The organism is Paracoccus chinensis (assembly GCF_900102885.1).
GTDB lineage: Bacteria > Pseudomonadota > Alphaproteobacteria > Rhodobacterales > Rhodobacteraceae > Paracoccus > Paracoccus chinensis.
On the sequence record NZ_FNGE01000004.1, the window covers coordinates 38,381 to 55,950 of the forward strand.

The following is a 17,570-nucleotide window of genomic DNA, read 5'->3' on the forward strand; positions in this document are numbered from 1 at the left end:
GTGACATTCGCGCGCGCGAACCCTATATCATGCGTAACAATCGCAGGATAATGTCAGCAATGAGCGCAGCCACCGCGCAGCCGGTCGAATACGGCGCCGATTCCATCAAGGTTCTGAAGGGTCTGGAAGCCGTCCGCAAGCGGCCCGGCATGTATATCGGCGACACCGATGACGGCTCGGGCCTCCATCACATGGTCTACGAGGTCGTGGACAACGGCATCGACGAGGCGCTGGCCGGTCATGCCGACTATGTCCGCGTGAAGATCCATGCCGACAGCAGCGTGTCCGTCCGCGACAACGGCCGCGGCATCCCCGTGGACATGCACCCGACCGAGGGCGTCAGCGCGGCCGAAGTCATCATGACCCAGCTGCACGCGGGCGGAAAGTTCGACAGTAACAGCTACAAGGTCTCGGGCGGTCTGCACGGCGTGGGCGTCTCGGTCGTCAACGCCCTGTCCGACTGGCTGGAGCTGCGCATCTGGCGCAACGGCAAGGAACATTTCGCCCGCTTCGAGAACGGCGACACGGTGGAACACCTGCGCGTCGTGGGCGATGCCGCGCCCGGCGAGAAGGGGACCGAGGTCCGCTTCCTTGCCAGCTCGAAGGAAAACGCCCATGGCGGGACCTTCTCGAACCTCGATTATCAGTTCAAGACGCTGGAAAACCGGCTGCGGGAACTGGCCTTCCTGAACTCGGGCGTCCGCATCCTGCTGGAAGACGAACGCCCGGCCGAGCCCCTGCGGACCGAGCTGTTCTACGAGGGCGGCGTCCGCGAGTTCGTGAAATACCTCGATCGCTCCAAGACCGCGGTCATGCCCGAGCCGATCTTCATCACCGGCGAGCGCGGCGGCATCGGCGTCGAGATCGCGATGTGGTGGAACGACAGCTACCACGAAACGGTGCTGCCCTTCACCAACAACATCCCCCAGCGCGACGGCGGCACGCACTTGGCGGGCTTCCGGGGCGCGCTGACGCGGGTGATCGGGAAGTACGCGCAGGACAGCGGCATCGCGAAGAAGGAGAAGGTGGACTTCACCGGCGACGACGCGCGCGAGGGGCTGACCTGCGTGCTGTCGGTCAAGGTGCCGGACCCCAAGTTCTCGAGCCAGACCAAGGACAAGCTGGTGTCGTCCGAGGTGCGCCCTGCGGTTGAGAACCTCGTGAACGAAAAGCTCGCCGAGTGGTTCGAGGAGCATCCCGGCGAGGCCCGGCAGATCGTCGGCAAGATCGTCGAGGCCGCGCTGGCGCGCGAAGCCGCCCGGAAGGCCCGCGAACTGACGCGCCGCAAGACGGCGATGGACGTGGCGAGCCTGCCGGGCAAGCTGGCCGACTGCCAGGAGAAGGACCCTTCGCTGGCCGAGTTGTTCATCGTCGAGGGTGACTCGGCGGGTGGTTCGGCCAAGCAGGGCCGGTCCCGCCAGAACCAGGCGGTGCTGCCCCTGCGCGGCAAGATCCTGAACGTGGAACGCGCCCGCTTCGACCGGATGCTGTCCTCGGACATGATCGGCACGCTGATCACCGCGCTGGGCACCGGCATCGGGCGCGACGAGTTCAACCTGAACAAGCTGCGCTACCACAAGATCGTCATCATGACGGATGCCGACGTGGACGGCGCGCATATCCGCACGCTGCTGCTGACCTTCTTCTTCCGGCAGATGCCCGAGCTGATCGAGGCGGGGCACCTCTACATCGCGCAGCCGCCGCTTTACAAAGTCGCGCGGGGCCGGTCCGAGGTCTACCTGAAGGACCAGGCCGCGCTGGAGGATTACCTGATCCAGCAGGGGATCGAGGGCACGGCCCTGCGGCTGGGTTCCGGCGAGGAGATCACGGGCGCGGATCTCGCCCGCGTCGTGGACGAGGCGCGGACCGCGCGCCGCGTCATCCGCAGCTATCCGACGCATTACCCGCCCCACATCACCGAGCAGGCGGCGATCGCCGGGGCAATGGCGCCCGGCGCCATCGATGCCGACGCGGCGGCGGTCGGGGCGGCGGTGGCCGCACGGCTGGACAGGATCGCCGAGGAATACGAGCGCGGCTGGACCGCCCGCCCCACGCAGGACGGCGGCATCCGCCTGACTCGCCTGCTGCGGGGGGTCGAAGAGTCGCGCCTGCTGGACGGGCCGATGCTGCGCTCGGGCGAAAGCCGACGGCTGGGCGCCATGACCGAGGCGCTGCGCGAGGTCTATGCCGGCGGCGTCACGCTGGTGCGCAGGGACCGTCTGCAGCCGATCCACGGGCCCCTGTCACTGCTGGACGCGATCTTCGCCGAAGGCGAAAAGGGCCTGAGCCTGCAACGCTACAAGGGCTTGGGCGAGATGAACCCGGAACAGTTGTGGGAAACCACGCTGGACCCCACCGCGCGCACCATGCTGCAGGTGCGGGTCGAGGACGTGGCCGAGGCCGATGACATCTTCACCAAGCTGATGGGCGACGTGGTCGAGCCCCGCCGGGACTTCATCCAGACCAATGCGCTGAGCGTGGAAAATCTTGACGCGTGATAAAACTGCAACGCGCAGGATGAACTGCCTGCGCGCCCTCTACGCGGGGTAAAGCACCCGTTTTCACCCTGAGGAACAGGGGCCAAGTTCCTGTTCCCTTGGCGCAAAGCTCAGAACAGGCGATCTGACTCAAGCCTTTGCTACTGACGGTTGAAAAAGGTGGCAGGACTGCATCAATCCCTCGGGAAATCCGAAATTCGGCGGCCCGCCCCTTGGGAACGGCCGGTCTTCATGCCAGTTATCATTCCAGAAACAGCCGCGTTCCTGTCGCGGCCGTCACGTTTACTGCTTGAGGTTCAAGGTGCGTAACAACCTGATCGCGGCATCGGTCGCAGCCCTGCTTTCGGTTCCCGCCGCCCATGCCGGCGGCTTTGTCGCGCCGGTCCTGGACGTCGAGCCCGCTCCGGTCGTCGCACCGGCTCCCTCCGACTGGCAGGGTGGCTATGCCGGCATCACGCTGGGCTACGCCTTCGGCGGCGACGACGACATCGGCGTTCGCCCTCCGGGCGTTGACATCGGCAGCGCCGAGCTGTCGGGCGCCAACGCCGGGCTGCGCCTGGGCTATCGCTGGCAGCGCGACCGCTGGGTGGTCGGCCCGGAAGTTGCCTATGTCGCGGGCGACATCAGCGACGACTTCGATTTCGGCGTCGGTGGCGAGTTCGAGTCGGAAGTCAACAACCTGCTGGGCCTGCGCCTGAAGACCGGCTACCTGGTCCGTCCCGACACGCTGGTCTACGGGATCGCCGGCTGGCAGAAGGGTGACTTCACCTACAACGTCAACGGCAACAGCGAGGACTACGATGCCGACGGCTACGTGGTCGGTCTGGGCGTCGAGCGCCAGCTGACCGAGCGGATGTCGCTGACCGGTGAATACGAATACTCGGACTTCGGTTCGACGGATGTGGACATCGTGCCCGGCGCGACCTCGGTCGCCACGCCCTCGTTCTCGAACGTCAAGCTGGGCCTGAACTTCCGCTTCTGAGCGGCAGGTCAAGGAACATCAGGGGGGCTGCCGGTTCATCCGGCGGCCTTTTCCGTTCAGGCGGCCCGCAGGGGCACCGGCAGCGCCTTGTGCAGGCAGGCCACGGCAATGCCGTGGGGCACCCAGCGGGTGATGGCCCCGGACCCCGCGTCCAGTCCGCCGGTGTAGGCCCCGAAAGCGGGCAGGATCATGTGCGAGGGCCCGATCAGCAGCGCCCGCCTGCGCGCGCCCGCCAGCCGCACGACCGGATGAAAATGCCCGCTGATGTCCGGCCCCTCGCCTTCCGGCTGGTGGCGCAGGGTGACAGGCCCCATCCGCAGCGTCTCTTCTCCGCCCGCGCGCGGGTCGTGGTTGCCCGCGATCCAGCGGATCTCCTGCGCTGCCTCCAGACGTGCCAGATGCTCGGCCACCTGGGGCTCAAGCGCCTCGGCCGCCGCGTCGTCGTCGAAACCGTCGCCGAGGCTGACGATCACCGCCGGGTCCAGCGCCTCGGCCTCGGCCTCGAGGCGGCGCAGGGTTTCCAGCCCCTCGTAAGGTGGCAGCAGGGCGCCGCCGCGCCGGGCCATGCGCTCGGACTTGCCCAGGTGCAGGTCGGCCACGACCAGCCAGCGTTCCTCGGGCCACCACAGGGCGCCGGAACAGCGCGCCTCGAGCCTGAGGCCGTGCCATGTGAAGGCAAAGCCCGTCATCGGGCCGGGCGGGCCTTGCGCCGGCGGGACGGCTCGGGCCGGGCGACAACGGGCGCAGGTGCGTCGAAGCCCGAGGGATCGTCTGTCAGCTGCAATCCTGCCGCCTGCATCATCGCCTCTGCCTCCTGCTCGGCCAGCCGCATCCGGCCCTGCCCCTCGATCCTGACGCGACCCATTTCCAGCATCAGGGGCGCGGCGAGGGGCGATACGCGGTCGAGCTGCCGGTGGTCAAGGACGGGCGAGCGGTCCAGCATCTCCTCGATGCGGCCGAAATCGACGAGGCCGCGCCCGGCCTCGGCCGCGGTGATACGCATCAGCAGGTGCTCGGGGTCGTGCCGGCGCAGCGTGTCATAGAGGATGTCGGTCGAGAAGGTCGCCTGCTTGCCCGACCGCCGCCCGCCCGGCATGTTGCGGTGGATCAGGCCCGAGATGATGGCGACGTTCTTGAAGGTCCGCTTCATCACCGCATTGCCTGCGAGCCAGTCTCCCAGCCCCGCCCGCAGCTTGTCGCGGTCCAGAAGCGGCGCGAGGTCCGTCACCGGGTCCAGCGACCAGACGAGCAGGGCATAATCGGTCGAGGAAAAGCCCAGCGGCCCCAGCCCCGCCTCCTCCATTGCGCGGGTCAGCAGCAGGCCCAGCGTCTGCATCGCGTTATGCCCGGCGAAGCCATAGACGGCGAGGTGCCAGCGGCCCATGTGCGGGAAGGTCTCGGCCAGCAGCGTGCCGGGCCGGGGCACGGCCGAGACCTCGGCCTGCAGGGACAGCCAGTCGCGGGTGGGTTGCGGCAGGACCTCCCAGCGGGCGGGGTCGCCGATCAGGGACAGGACACGGTGGCTCAGTTCCGCCGACATGGGCATCCGCACGCCCGAGAAGACGGCGATCTTCGGTTCCTTGCGCGGGCTGGGACTGACCTCGACCACCAGTTCGCGCAGGGCCTCGTAACGCACGATCTGGCCGCCGGTCAGGAAGGTGTCTCCGGGGACGAGGGTGGCGGCAAAGGACTCCTCGACCTCGCCCAGCAGCCCGCCGCCGCGCTTCCAGCGGACCTTGGTCATCTCGGCCTCGACGATGGTGCCGACGTTCATCCGCAGGTCGCGGGCGGCCCGGGGATCGCGCAGGCCCCACAAACCGCCCCTCTGCATCAGGCGCTGCCAGCGGTCATAGGCCCGCAGGGCATAGCCCCCCGTCGCGGTGAAGTTCAGGCAGTCATCGAAATCGGCGCGGGAAAGGTCGCGATAGGGACCGGCGGTGCGGACCTCGGCGTAGAGCGCGTCTGCGTCGAATGGTCCCGCGCAGGCAGTCAGCAGGATGTGCTGGCAGAGAACATCCAGCGGCCCCGGCCCTCGCGCGTCGCCGTCGAGGTCACGCTCGCGCACGGCTTCCAGCGCGGCGATGCATTCGATCACCTCGAAGCGGTTGGCGGGGACCATGCGCGCGCGCGACGGCGCGTTGTAGCGGTGGTTCGCCCGCCCGATCCGCTGGACCAGCCGCTTGACGTTCTTGGGCGCGCCCACCTGGATCACCAGGTCCACGTCGCCCCAGTCGATCCCGAGATCAAGGCTGCCCGTCGCCACCACCGCCCGCAACTCGCCCGCCGCCATCGCCGCCTCGACCCTCGCGCGGGCCTCTCGTGAAAGGCTGCCGTGATGCAGCCCGATGGGAAGGTTCTGGTCGTTCTCGGCCCAGAGCGCCTGGAAGAACAGCTCGGCCTGGGCGCGGGTGTTGATGAAGAAAATCGTTGTGCGGGCCTCGGACACGGCCTTCAGCACGTCGCGGACGGCATAGCGCCCCCCTGCCCCGGCCCAAGGAGGGGGACGGGTGGTCGGCAGCATGGCGATGTCGGGCTCGGGGCCGGGATCGGCATGGACGACCTGCGCGCCGCCCATGAAGTCCGCGAGCGCCTGAGGGTCCTCCACCGTCGCCGACAGCCCGGTGGCGATCAGGCCGGGCGCGAGGCTGCGCAGCCGCGCGAGCCCCAGCATCAGCTGGTCGCCCCGCTTGGATTCCGCCAGCGCGTGCAGTTCGTCCAGCACCACGCGACGCAGGCTGCCGAAGATCTTCGGAGCCTCCGGGTAGCTCAGCATCAGCGCGAGGCTTTCGGGCGTCGTCAGCAGGACCTGCGGCGGGTCGGTACGCTGACGCTGGCGGGCGCTGGTCTTGGTGTCGCCGGTGCGGTCCTCGACCCGGATCGGCAGGTTCAGGTCCGCCACGGGACGCGCAAGGTTGCGGCCGATATCCGCCGTCAGCGCCTTCAGCGGCGAGACATAGAGCGTGTGCAGCCCCTTCCAGCCCTCGGCCAGTTCCACCAGCGAGGGCAGGAAGCCGGCCAGCGTCTTGCCGCCCCCCGTGGGCGCGATCAGCAGGCTGTCGCCCTGGGCTTCCAACAGCGCAAGCTGATGCGGATGCGGTGTCCAGCCCTGCCGCGCGAACCAGTCGGCAAAGTCGGGCGGCAGGACGGCCTGAGTCAAGGGAGAACCTTCGTTCATCGTCTGCACGTAGGGTGCGTGTTCCCCACGCACCACCCCCTCACTCCCGCCGCCTGGTGCGCCCGTGCCGCACGCCCGCCCGCGCGGCCTCGGCATCGAAGACATTGGGCGCGTCGATCATCGCTTCCAGCGTGTCGAGCCGGTCGGCCTCGACCGCCGGCTTGTCCCAGCGAATGCGGCTGACGCGGGGAAAGCGCAGCGCCACGCCAGACCGGTGGCGGGCGGATCGGTTGACGCCCTCGAAGGCGACCTCGACCACCAACTTGGGAGCCACGGCGCGGACAGGACCGAAGCGCTCGGTCGTGTTGTTACGCACGAAGCGGTCGAGTTCGCGCAGCTCCTCATCCGTGAAGCCGAAATAGGCCTTGCCGACGGGAACCAGCGTGTCCTCTTGCCACAGGCCAAAGGTGAAGTCGGAGTAATAGCCCGAGCGTTTCCCGTGTCCCCGCTGGGCATACATCAGCACCGCATCCACCACGCGGGGATCGCGCTTCCACTTGAACCAGGGGCCGCGGGGCCGCCCGCCGGTATAAGGGGCATCGCGGCGCTTGATCATCACGCCCTCGATCACCGGGTCGGGCGGATCGGCGCGCAAGGCGGCGAGGTCGTCCCATGTGTCGAAGGACAGGAGCGGCGAGACGTCGATGCGGTCGGACCCGAAATCCGCCGCCTCAAGCACGGCGCGGCGGTCCATCAGAGGCTGGGGGCGCAGGTCCTCGCCGTTCCAGATCAGCAGGTCATAGACGCGCAGGCCCGCCGGGTGGCTTTGCAGCAGCGCGCGGCTGACGGTCTTGCGGTTCAGCCGCTGCTGGAGGTCGTTGAAGGTGGCGACGCTCCCTTGGCTGCGGACCAGAAGCTCGCCATCGACCGTGCCCTCCCAGGTCATGGCGGCGATCAGGTCGGGAAAGGCGCCCGAGATGTCCTCTCCGGTCCGGGAATACAGGCGGCGCACGCCACCGTCGCTGACCGCCTGCACGCGGATGCCGTCCCATTTCCATTCCGCGACATGATCGGCGGGGTCGAGCGCGCGCAGTTCCTCGAGGTCCGTGGGGGTGGAGAGCATTACGGGCCGGAAGGGCGCGAGCGCCGCGCGGTCGGGGCGCGGGCCGCCCTCGACCCAGGCGAAGACCTCGGGATAGGGAGGCTTGAGGCCGTGCCAGACCTCCTCGATCTCATCGAGCGTCGGCGCCCCCATCTGCGCCAGCGCCGTGCGGGCAAGCCGCGCCGACAGGCCGATCCGCAGGTTGCCGGTGGCAAGCTTGAGGAAGGCCAGCCGTTCCGAGGGACCCAGCCGGTCCAGCACCCCTACGATGGCCGCGGGCAGTCCCGCCTTGCCGGTGGTTTCCAGCAGGTGGACGGCCTCAGCGATGGACAGTTCGCCCTGCGGCTCGCCGTCCCAGATCAGCGCGATGGTCTCGGCGAGATCGCCGACGAAGTCATAGCTGAGAGCGAACAGCACCTCGTCGAAGCGCTCGACGGCAAGGCCGCGCAGCAGGCTCGGCGTGACCGCCCGCAGCTTGAGGTCACCTGTCAGCGCAGCGAAGGCATAGCCCCGGTCGGGGTCGGGCGTGCGTTCCAGGTAGTGCTGCAGGATCTGCAGCTTGGCGTTCCGGGCAGGCGTGAACGCCAGCCGTTCCAGCAGGGCGGCGAAGGCTTTCATGCAGCACCGCTGGACGGGAGGCTGCCTGCGCCCCGGTTCGGGGCTGCCGCCCCCTGCCTCGCTGAAAACAGTCCCCCGGACTGTTTTCCAGGCGCTCGGCAGCCCCGGGGATACTTGCATGATGAAGAACTCATTCCGCCTCGTCCTCGTAGCCGACCAGCCGCAGGGGGCGCGCGCGCAGCTGGTTCAGCTCGCACCAGCGGACGAGGGCCTCCTCGGCACCGTGGGTGACCCACACCTCGGAGGGGCGCAGTTCGGACAGGGTCTGCGTGAGCTGCGACCAGTCCACGTGGTCGCTGATGACCAGCGGCAGTTCCACCCCTCGCTGGCGGGCACGCGCGCGGACGGCCATCCAGCCGGAGGCAAAGCAGATCACCGGGTCGCGGAAGCGCTGCACCCAAGGCGACGCGAAGGCCGAGGGGGGTGCGATGACGACCTGCCCCTCGATCTGCTTCGGCGTGGTGGCAGGGCGCAGGTCGCCCAAGGGGATGCCCTCGGCCACGTGATAGTCGCTGAGGCGCTGCGCGCTGCCATGCAGGTGGATTGGCGCGTCGTAGCCTGCCTGCCGCAGCAGGGCGATCACCCGCTGCGCCTTGCCCAGCGCATAGGCGCCGACGAGATGCGGGCGGTCGGGGAACTCGGCCATGCTGGCGAGCAGCTTCTGCGTTTCCGCCGAAGGGTCGGGATGCTTGAAGACGGGCAGGCCGAAGGTCGCCTCGGTCACGAAGATGTCGCAGGGTACGGGTTCCCACGGGGCGCAGACGGGATTCGGCGTGCGGCAGTAGTCGCCCGAGACGGTGATCACCGGGCCATTGTCGCAGGCGAGCCGGATTTGAGCCGAGCCTAGGATATGGCCCGCGGGGTGAAAGCTGACTTCGACATCCCCCACGCGCGTGGGCCCGTCGGCCACCTGGCGCGCGGCGGTGAAGTCCTCGCCATAGCGGATCGCCATGATCTCCAGCGTCTCGCGCGTGGCCATGACCGCGCCGTGGCCCGACCGGGCGTGGTCGCCATGGCCGTGGGTGATCAGCGCGCGCGGCACGGGGCGCACCGGGTCGATGAAGAAATCGCCGGGCGGGCAGTAAAGCCCGGCATCGGTTGGATGAAGGAAATCGTCGGCGCGCATCGCCGCCTCAACCCGGCGCGCGGGTCAAGCGTTCCGCGGCTCGATCACGAGGGGAAGCGCCGCAGGGGCCACGCGTGCCAGTTGCACCATCAGGATGCCGATGGCGACGACGACCGAGCCGATCACGTCCGACCACCCGAAGCTTTCGCCCAGCCACAGCGCCGCGATGGCAACGCCAAGCGGCGGCGACAGGAAGTGGAAGGCCGCCGCCCGGACCGCGCCGATGCGGGTGACAAGCCGGAACCAGATGAAGGTCGCGAGGATGCCGGGGACGAGGATCGAATAGGCAAGCGCACCGACCAGCCGCCCGCTCCACTCGAAAGGGCGGCCCCATTCCAGGATCGCCGAGGGCAGCGCCAGCGCCGCCGCGCCCACGGCCATCTGCAGGCCCACGATCATCATGACGTTGGGGCCGCCCCCTGCGCCGCGCACGACCAGGGTGGCGACGGTCAGCGCCACTACGGCGGCGAGGCACAGACACAGGCCCAGCAGGTTCATGCCCTGCGACAGCCGCACGCTCATGATGATGACAACGCCGAGGATGCCCACGACCAGCCCCGCGACGGCCTGCGGGCGCAGCGGCTGGCGCAGGAAGGCCCAGCCCGCGAAGGCAACCAGCAGCGGCATCATCGAGGCGACAATGGATGCAGCGGAGGCCTCGACCCACTGCATCCCGACCCAGTTGAGGCCAAGGTAAAGCGCGTTCTGGCACAGACCGAAGACGACCACCGTGCGCCATTCGGCCCGGCTGAGCCGCATCGACTGGCCCATCGCCCATGCCAGCCCGATGGCGATGGCGGCCGAGATCCCGAAGCGGATCACCAGCGCCAGCAGCGGCGGCATCTCGACCACCGCGATGCGCGTCGAGGTGAAGGCCGAGGCCCAGATCGCCGCGAAGCTCAGGCCCATGAGGACGGATTTCAGGTCCATTGCGGTCCTTCGGCAAGCCTGCGCCGGGCTGCATCCAGGTCCGCGGGCGTGTTGATGTTGAAGAAGGGGTCCTCGCCGGGAATCTCGACCCGGACGGCTCCCTGCGCGTCCATCCAGTCGCGCATCCGCCGCGTGCCCGCCACCAGCGCCGCCCGCAGGTCGTCCCGCAAGGAAACGTCCCAGGCGGCGAAGGCGGGATGGTCGCCGCCGCTGGTGGCCATGACGACGGGTGCCTCGACCGCCCCAAGCCGCGCCGCAAGGTCGCGCGGGAAGAAGGGCGTGTCGGCGGCAGCGGTCACGATGCGGGGGATGCCCTGCCCGGCCGCCCAGTCCATGCCTGCGAGAACCCCCGCCAGCGGCCCCGGCCAGTCGGGCAGGCTATCGGGCAGCACGGGCAGGCCGAAGCCCGCAAAGCGCGCGGGATCGCCGTTCGCGCTGATGGCGCGGGTGCAGCCCAGGCGCGCGATCACATGGGCGATCACCGGGCGACCGCCGAGGTCCAGAAGTCCCTTGTCGCCGCCGCCCATGCGACGCGACTGCCCCCCGGCCAGCACGATTCCCGCGATCTCTCCACCCATAGGGCGGCACTCTGCGCCGCCGCCCCGGGAGCCGCAAGCGGGCAGGCGCGACGGCCTGTCGCTTGCGGGGGCAGGCGCGCCCGCCTAGGATCGCCCCCATGCTGGCTTACGTGATCCACGACGAGGACGACGGCAACAGCCGGATGGCCGCGCTTGCCCGGACGCTTGTCGCCCAGGGCCTGCGGCTGGCGGGCGCCGTGCAGACGAACCTGAACCGCGGCGCGGACTGCGCCTGCGACATGGAGCTGACGGTGCTGGGCACTGACGCCGCCCCCATCCGCATCTCGCAATCGCTGGGCGCGGGCTCGCAGGGCTGCCGGCTGGATACGGACGCGCTGGAACGGGCGGCAGCGCTGGCAGCCCGGGGGCTGAAGGGCGCCGACCTCGCGCTGGTCAACAAGTTCGGCAAGCAGGAGGCTGCGGGCCGGGGCTTCCGCGACTTCATCGCCGCGGCCTTGGCCGAGGAGATCCCCCTTCTGATCGCCGTCGCGCCCGAACTGGTCCCCGCCTTCATCGAATTCGCGGGCGCTTACGCCACTCCCCTGATCTGGCCCGAGGCCGAGGCTTGGTGCCGCGCCCGCCAGCCCGCCGACGCATGACCGACACGACCGAGATCGACGCGCGGCATCTCCTCTGCCCCCTGCCAGTCCTGAAGCTGCGCCGGGTGCTGGCCCCCCTGTCCCCCGGCGCAACCGTGGCACTGGTGGCGACAGACCCGGCTGCCGTGCTCGACGTGCCGCATTTCTGCGCCGAGGGCGGGCACGAACTGGTTTCCTCGGACCCCCTGCCCGACGGCGCCCGCCGCTACCTGGTCCGGCGCGGCTGATCTTGCGCCCCGCGCGCGGGGATGCTTCTGTCGCGCCCGGAAGGCGGTCGAGGGAGGAACGCCCGTGCTGGCGATCTTTCTCAAGACGCTGCCGTTCTTTGCGCTGATCGGGACCGGCTGGCTGGCCGGATGGCTGCGGCTTTTTTCAGCCGAGGCGACGGCGGCGCTGACAAGATTCGTCTTCTACTTCGCGCTGTCGGCGATGCTGTTCGGCTTCGCCGCCGCACTGGACATCCGCCAGCTCTTCGACCCGCGCTTTGCGCTGGCCTATGTGGGCGGGTCGACCGCCCTGTGGCTGCTGGCTGCGGCTGCGGCGCGCAGCCGCGGCGCCTCTGCCAGCGGCAGCCGCGGCGCCTCTGCCAGCGAGGCCGCGATGCTGGCCCATACCTCGGTGATCGGGAATACGGGCTTTCTGGGCGTGCCGATGCTGGTCGTGCTGCTGGGACCGGCGGCGATCGGACCGGTGCTGATGGTGCTCACCATCGACCTGGTGGTGTTTTCCACTCTCATCACCCTGATCGTCGCGGCTGCGCGGCATGGCCGCGTCAGCCTGGGCACGCTGCTGCCGGTCCTGCGGGGGTTGATCGGCAACCCCATGATCGTCGCGATGCTGGCGGGCTTGGGCTGGTCCGCCCTGCGCCTGCCGCTGCCCGCGCCCGCGACCGAGTTCCTGACGCTGCTGGGTGGCGCCGCGACGCCCGGTGCGCTTTTCGCGATCGGCGCCTCGCTGGCCCTGCAGCCCGCGCGGCTGCCCGGGACGGCCGCGACGCTCAGTTTCGCCAAGCTGGTCCTGCATCCGGCATCGGTGGCCTTGGCCGCATGGTTGCTGGCGGTGGAACCCACCGCCGCCGGGGTCATGGTTGCCGCCGCGGCCCTGCCCGTGGCCGGCAACGTCTATATCCTTGCCCACCATTTCCGGCTGGCCGAGGAACAGGTTTCGACGGCGATCCTGCTGTCCACGGCGGTCAGCATCCTGACGCTGCCGCTTGTCATCCACCTCATCACGAAAGGCTGAACCTTCATGCGGACGATCTCGGACCTGTCCTTGGAAAACCTGCGGCTGGATGTGGACGAGGACGGCATCGCGACCGTGACGCTGAACCGCCCGGCCAAGCGCAACGCGCTGGACGCGGCCACCATCGACGAACTGATCGAGGTCTTCGCCACCCTGCCCCGCGCGGGCGTCCGCGCCTGCGTCCTGCGCGGCGAGGGCACGCATTTCAGCGCGGGCCTTGACCTCGTGGAACATTACCACGCCAACCGCAGCGCCTCGGACTTCATGCATGTCTGCCTGCGCTGGCACGAGGCCTTCAACAAGATGGAATACGGCGGCGTCCCGGTCATCGCCGCCCTGAAGGGCGCGGTCGTGGGCGGGGGGCTGGAGCTCGCCTCGGCCGCCCATATCCGCGTTGCGGACCAGACGACCTATTTCGGCCTGCCCGAGGGCCAGAGGGGCCTCTTCACCGGGGGCGGCGCGACGATCCGGGTCGCGGACCTGATCGGCAAGGCGCGGATGATCGACATGATGCTGTCGGGCCGCCTGTATCGCGGGCAGGAGGCGGTGGACGTGGGCCTCGCGCAGTATCTGGTCGATGACTCCGAGGCGAAGGCCTACGAGATCGCCCGCGCCGCGGCCCAGAACCCGCCCCTGTCGAACTTCGCCATCTGCTCGGCCATCAGCCACATGCAGAACATGAGCGCGCTGGACGCGGCCTATGCCGAGTCGGTCGTGGCCGGTGTCGTGAACACGCAGGAGGCCGCCAAGGCGCGGCTGGAAGCCTTCGCCAAGGGCACGGCCGCCAAGGTGAAGCCGCAATGAGCGTGCAGGGCATCACCGACTGGGACGACGCTTATGCCAACATCGTCCACATCCCCGGCGGGGCGGACTTCCCCGACCGCTGGACGCGCGACGCTGCCGCCTTCCGCGCGGCGCGGGCGCCCGAGGGACTGGGGAGCGGCGAATTCCACATGCCCGAGGGCACGCCGAAGGGGCTGATGGTCTTCATCCACGGCGGCTACTGGATGAAATTCGGGCCGTCGTGGTTTTCCCATTTCGCGCAGGGCGCGCTGGCGCGGGGATGGGCGGTGCTGCTGCCGGGCTATCCGCTGGCGCCCACGGGCACGCTGTCCGGGATGCGGGATGCCGTGGCCGCCCAGGTCTCCGCGGCGGCCGAGCGGGTCGCGGGGCCGATCGCCCTGACCGGCCATTCCGCCGGCGGTCACCTCGCCGCGCGGCTGATCTGCGACGACAGCCCCCTGCCCGCAGCGGTGCTGGCGCGGGTCCGGCGCTGCCTGCCCATCTCGGGCCTGTTTGACCTGCGGCCGCTGCAGCAGACGGCCATGCGCGGCGACCTTGGCCTGACAGACGAGGTCGCGCGGCGGGAAAGCCCGCTGTTCCACCTGCCCGCCCGCGATCTCGACCTGCATGTCTGGGTCGGTGCGGACGAGCGGCCGGTCTTCGTCCAGCAGTCGCGCCTGATCCATGCGGCATGGGCCGGCTGGCCCGGCCGGGCCGACCTGACGGTGGAACCCGGCCGGCATCACCTTGACGTCATCGACGGGCTGACCGATCCCGCGCATCCGCTGACCGAGGCGCTTCTGGGCGGGCTTTAGGACGCGAGAACGGGCGGCCATCGGCCGCCCGCCTGTGTCACTTGTGCCGTCCGATCAGCTGCGGCCGGAGGAACCCGAGCCGCCCGAGGTGCCGCCGGACGAGCCGGAGGTCGGACCCGCCGAGCCTGAGCCGCTCGCGCCGGTCGTCGACGAGCCCCCGCTCATGCTGCCCGAGGACGAACTGGCCGAACCACTGCCGGTGCCCGTCCCGGATCCGCCTGATCCGCCAGAACCCGAGCTGCCTGAGGACGAGCCACCCGAACCGGACCCGCTGGAACCCGAGCCGGACCCGCTGCTGCCGGAACCCGAGCGGCCGCTGCCGGAACTCCCGCCGGATGCCCCGCCCGAACCGCTGCCGCTCGAGGACTCGGTCGACATGCTGCCGCCATAGCCGCTGGACGAACCGCCGCGCCCCTTGATGCGCAGGTTGTTCTGGACATGGCTCACGCCCATCACGCGCTCGGCGACGTCCTCGGCGCGGCGCTTGTCCTCGCGGCTGTCCACATGGCCGGTCAGCGTGACCTCGCCGCCCTTGACCTCGATCTCGATATCCGAGGCATCGATCATATGGTCATCGGACAGGCGATCCGAGACATCCTCGCGGATGCGGTCGTCAGAACGGGAATAGCCCTTGGGGCCACGTCCGCGATGGGACATCCCCTGCCCCTGGCCACCGCCCTGGCCGCTGCCCTGACTGCCGCCGTAGCCGCCACGGAACGATCCGTCCTCGCCCCAGGTGTCCACGCCGCGGCCATAGCCCGCGCCCGCCGCACCCATACCGGCCCCCATGCTGGAGCCCATTCCGCCCCCCATGCCACCGCTCATGCCGCCGCCGCGGCGCGCACCCATGCCGCCGCCGTAGCCGGAGCCGTGCTCGCCCGAGTAGCCCGAGCCGTAGTCACCCGAATAGGCCGAGCCGTAACCGCCCGAGCCGCCCGAATAGCCGGACGAGCCGAAGTCCGAACCGCGCCACTGGTCGCCGCCGCGCTGGGCGCCGCGGTTCCAGTCCTCGCCGCCCCTGCCGCGGCCCTGGTCGCCGCCGCCGTAGCCGCCGCCATAGCCCGCGCCGGACCCGCCCGACGAGCCGCCGCTCAGGTTGCGCCCGGCATAGTCATAGCTGGTGGACATGCCCCGGCCCGACTGACCGTAGTTGCCGCCGCCATAGCCGCCGCCGCTGTTGCCGCCGCCATAGCCGCCGCCGCTGCCGCCGCCGCCATAGCCGCCGCCGCTGCCGTAGCCACCGCCACCGCTGCCATAGCCGCCACCGCCGCTGCCATAGGCACCGCGGCCCTGGTCGCCGCCGGTGTCGCGGCCCGAGAAGCCGCGGTTTCCGTAATCATCACGGTCGCCGCCGCGGAACCCGCCGCTGCCGCTCTCGCCGCCACGATATCCGCCGCTGCCATAGTCGCCGCCGCGTCCGCCGCGGCCCTGGTCATAGCGGCTGTATTCGGAAGGACCGGCCCAGTCGCGGTCGCTGATCATGCCCGGATGGTCGGGGTCGCCATAGCGGCGGCTGGCCCGCAATTCGTCGTCGCGGTCGTTGCGGCCCGGCTCGCGGCGCCGATAGCCCTGGTCGTAGCGATTGTCGTCTTGCATTGGGAACATCCTCCTTATGCAGCGCCGCTGTGGCAGCGCCGACACGGGGACAATGTTTTTGCAGGCTGCTTGGTTTACAGGCAGGACGGAAAAAAGCGGCGGACGGCCCGCGCGGGGCCGTCCGCCGTCATGAACAGGGCTGTGTCAGGCCTCCTGCTTGCCGGGGGCGAGGTGCCCGTCCTTTTCCACGTCCCTGCGCGAGGATACGCGGGCCGCACGGACCGAATCCTCGAGGATGTCGAGCGCCTCCTCGAATACCGGGTCCGGCACCGTCAGCGGCGGCAGGAAGCGGATCACGTTGGCGTGAACCCCGCAGGTCAGCAGGATGAGGCCGCGGGCCAGCGCCTCCTCGCGGACGCGGTTGGTGAACTCGGGGCTGGGCCTGTCGCTGCCCGCCACGTTGAACTCGACCGCATTCATCAGGCCGGGGCCGCGGATGTCCACGATCTCGGGCACGTCATCGCGCAGGGAGGCGAGCCGCTGCTTGAGACGCTGGCCCAGCCGCTCGGCGCGCTCGGCCAGACGCTCTTCCTCGATGACGTCCAGCACGGCGTGCGCGGCAGCCACGCCCAGCGGGTTTCCAGCATAGGTGCCGCCCAGGCCCCCGGGGTTCGGGGCATCCATGATCTCGGCCCGGCCGGTCACGGCCGAGATCGGCAGGCCGCCGCCCAAGCCCTTGGCCATGCAGGTGATGTCGGCGGCAACGCCGTGCAGTTCCATGGCAAACAGCCGCCCCGTGCGGGCGAAGCCGGTCTGCACTTCGTCGGCGATCAGCAGCATCCCGTGGTCGTCGCAAAGCTGGCGCAGCTTCTGCATGAAGCCCGACGGCACGGGGTAGAAGCCGCCCTCGCCCTGCACGGGCTCGACGATGATCGCGGCCACGCGGGCGGGATCGACATCAGCCTTGAAGAGCTTGTCCAAGGCCGCCAGCGCGTCGGCCTGGCTGACGCCGTGCAGTTCATTCGGGAAGGGAAGGTGCCAGACATCGGGCATCATCGCGCCGAAGCCTGCCTTGTAGGGCTGGACCTTGCCGGTCAGCGTCATGCCCATGAAGGTGCGGCCGTGGAAGGCCCCGGTGAAGGCCACGACCGCGCTGCGCCCAGTGGCATAACGGGCGATCTTGATGGCGTTCTCGACCGCCTCGGCGCCTGTGGTGGCGAAGATCGTCTTCTTGGGGAAGTCGCCGGGGACCAGCGCGTTCAGCCGCTCGGCCAGCGCGACGTAATTCTCATAGGGGACGACCTGGTGGCAGGTGTGGGTGAAGCGGTCGAGCTGGTCCTTGACGGCCTGCACCACCTTCGGGTGCCGGTGCCCGGTGTTCACAACGGCGATGCCGGCGGCGAAGTCGATGTAGCGGTTACCGTCCTTGTCCCAGATCTCGGCGTTCTCGGCGCGCTCGGCATAGATCTGCGTCGTCATCCCCACGCCGCGCGAGATGGCGGCGTTCTTGCGGTCGGTCATCGTGGTCATCGGCCTCTCCCTCGGCATCCGGCGCGCCCGGCGCCGACTGGCCTCATCTGTAGCCTGTGAACCGTCCTGCACAATGGGGTGTTTGGCTGTCAGGCCCGCGCAGCCGGCCCCACATC

The 17,570-nt window shown here is 69.7% G+C and carries 15 protein-coding genes; 7 read left to right on the forward strand and 8 right to left on the reverse strand.

Features of this window, described 5'->3' with window-relative positions; translation table 11 throughout:
- Window positions 1-59: 59 nt before the first annotated feature.
- Both gyrB and BLQ03_RS05620 read left to right on the forward strand, forming a co-directional pair.
- The gene (gene gyrB, locus BLQ03_RS05615) at window positions 60-2,498 is read left to right on the forward strand and encodes a DNA topoisomerase (ATP-hydrolyzing) subunit B (protein WP_090753770.1); all 2,439 of its coding nucleotides are present in this window, start codon (window positions 60-62) and stop codon (window positions 2,496-2,498) included.
- A gap of 301 nt (window positions 2,499-2,799) precedes the next feature.
- Window positions 2,800-3,480: an outer membrane protein gene (locus BLQ03_RS05620; protein WP_245688690.1), complete on the forward strand. Its 681-nt coding sequence runs from the start codon at window positions 2,800-2,802 to the stop codon at window positions 3,478-3,480.
- A gap of 56 nt (window positions 3,481-3,536) precedes the next feature.
- On the opposite strand, the gene pdeM is transcribed toward BLQ03_RS05620, so the two are convergent.
- From pdeM to mobA, 6 genes are all read right to left on the reverse strand, one after another.
- Complete coding sequence (gene pdeM, locus BLQ03_RS05625; protein ID WP_090753773.1) at window positions 3,537-4,169, reverse strand: ligase-associated DNA damage response endonuclease PdeM; 633 nt, start codon at window positions 4,167-4,169, stop codon at window positions 3,537-3,539.
- A complete protein-coding gene (locus BLQ03_RS05630; protein WP_245688691.1) occupies window positions 4,166-6,637 on the reverse strand; it encodes a ligase-associated DNA damage response DEXH box helicase in 2,472 nt (823 codons plus the stop codon). The genes pdeM and BLQ03_RS05630 overlap by 4 nt, the downstream gene beginning before the upstream one ends.
- Window positions 6,638-6,695: 58 nt before the next feature.
- A complete protein-coding gene (locus BLQ03_RS05635; RefSeq protein ID WP_090753774.1) occupies window positions 6,696-8,315 on the reverse strand; it encodes a cisplatin damage response ATP-dependent DNA ligase in 1,620 nt (539 codons plus the stop codon).
- A 130-nt stretch (window positions 8,316-8,445) separates the two neighbouring features.
- Window positions 8,446-9,441 carry a ligase-associated DNA damage response exonuclease gene (locus tag BLQ03_RS05640; RefSeq protein ID WP_090753776.1) on the reverse strand — a complete coding sequence of 332 codons (996 nt, stop codon included), beginning with the start codon at window positions 9,439-9,441 and terminating at the stop codon, window positions 8,446-8,448.
- A gap of 24 nt (window positions 9,442-9,465) precedes the next feature.
- The gene (locus BLQ03_RS05645) at window positions 9,466-10,371 is read right to left on the reverse strand and encodes a DMT family transporter (RefSeq protein WP_090753778.1); all 906 of its coding nucleotides are present in this window, start codon (window positions 10,369-10,371) and stop codon (window positions 9,466-9,468) included.
- Entirely contained in the window at window positions 10,362-10,949 is a 588-nt protein-coding gene (mobA, locus tag BLQ03_RS05650) for a molybdenum cofactor guanylyltransferase MobA (RefSeq protein ID WP_090753779.1), read from the reverse strand. Before mobA ends, BLQ03_RS05645 begins: the two co-directional genes overlap by 10 nt.
- Before the next feature lie 98 nt (window positions 10,950-11,047).
- On the opposite strand from mobA, the gene BLQ03_RS05655 reads away from it, so the two are divergent.
- The 5 genes from BLQ03_RS05655 to BLQ03_RS05675 all read left to right on the forward strand — a co-directional run bounded on the left by BLQ03_RS05655 (window position 11,048) and on the right by BLQ03_RS05675 (window position 14,388).
- Window positions 11,048-11,548: a DUF2478 domain-containing protein gene (locus BLQ03_RS05655; RefSeq protein WP_090753781.1), complete on the forward strand. Its 501-nt coding sequence runs from the start codon at window positions 11,048-11,050 to the stop codon at window positions 11,546-11,548.
- Window positions 11,545-11,775 carry a sulfurtransferase TusA family protein gene (locus BLQ03_RS05660; protein ID WP_090753782.1) on the forward strand — a complete coding sequence of 77 codons (231 nt, stop codon included), beginning with the start codon at window positions 11,545-11,547 and terminating at the stop codon, window positions 11,773-11,775. The genes BLQ03_RS05655 and BLQ03_RS05660 overlap by 4 nt, the downstream gene beginning before the upstream one ends.
- 64 nt (window positions 11,776-11,839) lie before the next feature.
- Window positions 11,840-12,790, forward strand: coding sequence for an AEC family transporter (locus BLQ03_RS05665; RefSeq protein ID WP_090753784.1), 951 nt, complete (start codon window positions 11,840-11,842; stop codon window positions 12,788-12,790).
- Window positions 12,791-12,796: 6 nt separating this feature from the next.
- On the forward strand, window positions 12,797-13,594 hold the full coding sequence (locus BLQ03_RS05670; protein ID WP_090753786.1) for a crotonase/enoyl-CoA hydratase family protein: 798 nt from the start codon (window positions 12,797-12,799) through the stop codon (window positions 13,592-13,594).
- A complete protein-coding gene (locus BLQ03_RS05675; RefSeq protein ID WP_090753787.1) occupies window positions 13,591-14,388 on the forward strand; it encodes an alpha/beta hydrolase in 798 nt (265 codons plus the stop codon). Before BLQ03_RS05670 ends, BLQ03_RS05675 begins: the two co-directional genes overlap by 4 nt.
- A gap of 54 nt (window positions 14,389-14,442) precedes the next feature.
- Here the strand turns inward: BLQ03_RS05675 and BLQ03_RS18810 are convergent, their stop codons facing one another.
- Window positions 14,443-15,984, reverse strand: a complete 1,542-nt coding sequence (locus BLQ03_RS18810; protein ID WP_090753789.1) for a BON domain-containing protein — start codon at window positions 15,982-15,984, stop codon at window positions 14,443-14,445.
- A 144-nt stretch (window positions 15,985-16,128) separates the two neighbouring features.
- Window positions 16,129-17,454 carry a 4-aminobutyrate--2-oxoglutarate transaminase gene (locus tag BLQ03_RS05685; RefSeq protein WP_090753791.1) on the reverse strand — a complete coding sequence of 442 codons (1,326 nt, stop codon included), beginning with the start codon at window positions 17,452-17,454 and terminating at the stop codon, window positions 16,129-16,131.
- Between the last annotated feature and the right edge of the window lie 116 nt (window positions 17,455-17,570).

What these genes read in the sequence shown, in the direction of transcription:
- BLQ03_RS05655 (WP_090753781.1), top strand. Translation starts at nt 11,048, where the DNA reads ATGCTGGCTTACGTGATCCACGACGAGGACGACGGCAACAGCCGGATG.
- pdeM (WP_090753773.1), bottom strand. Translation starts at nt 4,169, where the DNA reads ATGACGGGCTTTGCCTTCACATGGCACGGCCTCAGGCTCGAGGCGCGC.
- BLQ03_RS05675 (WP_090753787.1), top strand. Translation starts at nt 13,591, where the DNA reads ATGAGCGTGCAGGGCATCACCGACTGGGACGACGCTTATGCCAACATC.
- BLQ03_RS05670 (WP_090753786.1), top strand. Translation starts at nt 12,797, where the DNA reads ATGCGGACGATCTCGGACCTGTCCTTGGAAAACCTGCGGCTGGATGTG.
- BLQ03_RS05635 (WP_090753774.1), bottom strand. Translation starts at nt 8,315, where the DNA reads ATGAAAGCCTTCGCCGCCCTGCTGGAACGGCTGGCGTTCACGCCTGCC.
- gyrB (WP_090753770.1), top strand. Translation starts at nt 60, where the DNA reads ATGAGCGCAGCCACCGCGCAGCCGGTCGAATACGGCGCCGATTCCATC.
- BLQ03_RS18810 (WP_090753789.1), bottom strand. Translation starts at nt 15,984, where the DNA reads ATGCAAGACGACAATCGCTACGACCAGGGCTATCGGCGCCGCGAGCCG.
- BLQ03_RS05685 (WP_090753791.1), bottom strand. Translation starts at nt 17,454, where the DNA reads ATGACCACGATGACCGACCGCAAGAACGCCGCCATCTCGCGCGGCGTG.
- BLQ03_RS05660 (WP_090753782.1), top strand. Translation starts at nt 11,545, where the DNA reads ATGACCGACACGACCGAGATCGACGCGCGGCATCTCCTCTGCCCCCTG.
- BLQ03_RS05645 (WP_090753778.1), bottom strand. Translation starts at nt 10,371, where the DNA reads ATGGACCTGAAATCCGTCCTCATGGGCCTGAGCTTCGCGGCGATCTGG.
- BLQ03_RS05640 (WP_090753776.1), bottom strand. Translation starts at nt 9,441, where the DNA reads ATGCGCGCCGACGATTTCCTTCATCCAACCGATGCCGGGCTTTACTGC.
- mobA (WP_090753779.1), bottom strand. Translation starts at nt 10,949, where the DNA reads ATGGGTGGAGAGATCGCGGGAATCGTGCTGGCCGGGGGGCAGTCGCGT.